The 2,610-nt window shown below is 66.4% G+C and carries 3 protein-coding genes and 1 tRNA gene; 3 read left to right on the forward strand and 1 reads right to left on the reverse strand.

What is annotated here, in order from left to right; translation table 11 throughout:
* Positions 1-236 (reverse strand): DEAD/DEAH box helicase family protein (locus ACJWXQ_RS01700; RefSeq protein WP_406672025.1); only part of this gene is annotated, 236 nt, incomplete at its 3' end.
* 90 nt (positions 237-326) lie between these two features.
* On the opposite strand from ACJWXQ_RS01700, the gene ACJWXQ_RS01705 reads away from it, so the two are divergent.
* From ACJWXQ_RS01705 to chrA, 3 genes are all read left to right on the forward strand, one after another.
* A complete protein-coding gene (locus ACJWXQ_RS01705) occupies positions 327-1,517 on the forward strand; it encodes a pyridoxal phosphate-dependent aminotransferase (RefSeq protein WP_406672026.1) in 1,191 nt (396 codons plus the stop codon).
* A 102-nt stretch (positions 1,518-1,619) separates the two neighbouring features.
* Positions 1,620-1,695: transfer RNA gene (locus ACJWXQ_RS01710), tRNA-Asn, on the forward strand.
* A gap of 74 nt (positions 1,696-1,769) precedes the next feature.
* Positions 1,770-2,610: chromate efflux transporter (gene chrA, locus ACJWXQ_RS01715; protein ID WP_406672027.1), on the forward strand; the 841-nt coding region annotated here is incomplete at its 3' end.

A 2,610-nucleotide genomic window follows, 5' to 3' on the forward strand; every position in this document is an offset into this window, starting at 1 on the left:
AAGAACTCGCGCAGCTCGCCATAGAGCTGGGCGGCCAGGGTCTTGTTGGGGGCCATGACCAGGGTCGGGCGCTGCTGAGCCTGGATCACATTGGCCACGGTAAAGGTCTTGCCCGAGCCGGTGACCCCCAACAGGGTCTGGCTGGCGAGACCGTTGGCAATGCCCTCGTTGAGGCCACGAATCGCCTCGGGCTGGTCGCCGGCGGGCTGGTAGTCGCTGATCAGCTCGAAACTCATGCTGCGCGTATCCCCTGGCTCAGGTAAAATAGGGCCATTCTCGTGCCGCATCCGCGGCGGAAACTCACAGAATAACAAGGCAAGGGGTCCATGAGCGATTTTCTCTCAGACCGCGTCAAGCGTCTTCAGCCCTCTCCCACCCTGGCAGTCACCCAAAAGGCCGCCGAACTGCGCGCCGCCGGCCAGGACATCATCGGCCTGGGTGCCGGGGAGCCGGATTTCGACACGCCCGACAACATCAAGCAGGCCGCCATCGAGGCCATCCGCGCCGGTGCCAGCAAATACACCGCCGTGGACGGCACCCCGGAGCTCAAACAGGCGGTGATCGACAAGTTCAAGCGCGACAACGGCCTGGACTACGAGCTCAATCAGATCCTGGTCTCCACCGGCGCCAAGCAGAGCCTGTTCAATCTCTGCCAGGCGGTGGTCAACGCCGGCGACGAAGTCATCATCCCCGCCCCCTACTGGGTCTCTTACCCGGCCATGGTGGAGATCGCCGGCGGCAGGCCGGTCTTTGTCACCGCCGACTGGGAGCAGGACTACAAGATCACCCCCGAGCAACTGGAAGCGGCCATCACCGACAAGACCAAGCTGGTGATGCTCAACAGCCCCTCCAACCCCACCGGCCTGGCCTACACCCGCGAGGAGTTCCAGGCCCTGGCCGAGGTGCTCAAGCGCCATCCCAGGCTGCTCATCGCGACCGACGACATGTACGAGCACATCCTCTGGACCGAGGAACCCTTCGTCACCCTGCTCAATGTCGCCCCCGAGCTGTATGACCGCACCGTGGTCTTCAACGGCGTGTCCAAGGCCTACGCCATGACCGGCTGGCGCATTGGTTATGCCGGCGGCCCCGCCGAAATCATTGGCGCCATGAAGAAGGTCCAGGGCCAGTCCACCTCCAACCCCGCCGCGGTCAGCCAGGCCGCCGCCCGCGAGGCCCTCGCCGGCGATCAAAGCAAGGTGGGTGAGATGGTCAAGGCCTTCAAGCAACGCCATGACCGGGTCTACGACCTGCTGCGGGAGATTCCGGGCGTGCGGGTCAAGCCCTCCATGGGCACCTTCTACAGCTTCCCGGACTTCCGCGTGGCGATCGAAAAGCTCAAGGGCATCAACGACGACAAGCAGCTGGCCGAATTCCTGCTCAAGGAAGCCGGCGTCGCCCTGGTCCCCGGCTCGGCCTTCGGCCTGCCCGGCCACATGCGTCTGTCCTACGCCACCGACATGGCCACCCTGGAAGATGCCTGCGGGCGAATCCGCAAGGCGATCGAATCCGCATAGGAAACCACCGCACAGCGAAGCCATAAAATGGCCTCGCCCCGGTTGACGCCGAGGGCGAGGCCGAATAAGATAGCGGCCCTCGCTTGAGGCGAGCAGATCAATTCCCCGGTAGCTCAGTTGGTAGAGCGGGTGACTGTTAATCACTAGGTCGGCGGTTCGAGCCCGTCCCGGGGAGCCAGATTGAAGAGAAGGGCCAGTTCACGCGAACTGGCCCTTTTTTCATCGTGCCGGGGCAAACAAGGGAGCGGCAGTGTGAGAGCCATCACCGAGGTCTTCTCCATCTTCCTCAAGCTCGGGCTCACCTCCTTTGGCGGGCCGGTGGCCCACCTCGGCTTCTTCCAGCGGGTCTTCGTCCAGGAAAGACAGTGGCTGAGTTCGGCCACCTACGCCGAGCTGGTCGCTCTCTGCCAATTCCTGCCGGGCCCGGCCAGCAGCCAGGTGGGCTTCGCCATCGGTCTGCATCGTGCGGGCATGGGCGGCGCCCTGGCCGCCTGGCTCGCCTTCACCCTGCCCTCGGCCCTCATCATGATCGCCCTCGCCGCCGGTCTGGCGACCTTGGATCCGGCCGACTATGAAGGCCCGCTGCGCGCCCTCAAGGCCGCCGCCGTGGGCGTGGTGGCCTGGGCGGTCTGGGGCATGGCCCGCCACCTCACCCCGGACTGGCAACGCCTGCTGATCGCGGCCCTCGCCGTGGCCACCGCCCTGGGCCTGCCCCTGCTGCTCGGCCTGTCCATACTGGGCCAGATCAGCGCCCTTGTCCTCGGCGCCCTGCTCGCGCCCCTGCTCGTCCCCCGCGTGGCGGTTCAGGCCGGCTCGGCCCTGTCCCTGCCGTTCCGGCGCCGGGGCGGCCTGGTGGCCGCTGGGCTCTTTGTGGGGCTGCTCCTGGGGCTGCCATTGATGGCCTGGCTCTTCCCCGCCACCTGGCTGTCGATCAGCGATGCCCTCTACCGCGCCGGCGCCCTGGTCTTCGGCGGCGGGCACGTGGTCCTGCCTCTGCTCCACGCCGAAACCGTCGCCACCGACATGCTCGACGAAGACAGCTTCCTGGCCGGCTACGGTGCCGCCCAGGCCCTGCCCGGACCGCTGTTCGCCT

Origin of the sequence: Natronospira sp. (genome assembly GCF_007134575.1) — a bacterium.
Classification (GTDB): Bacteria; Pseudomonadota; Gammaproteobacteria; order Natronospirales; family Natronospiraceae; genus Natronospira; species Natronospira elongata.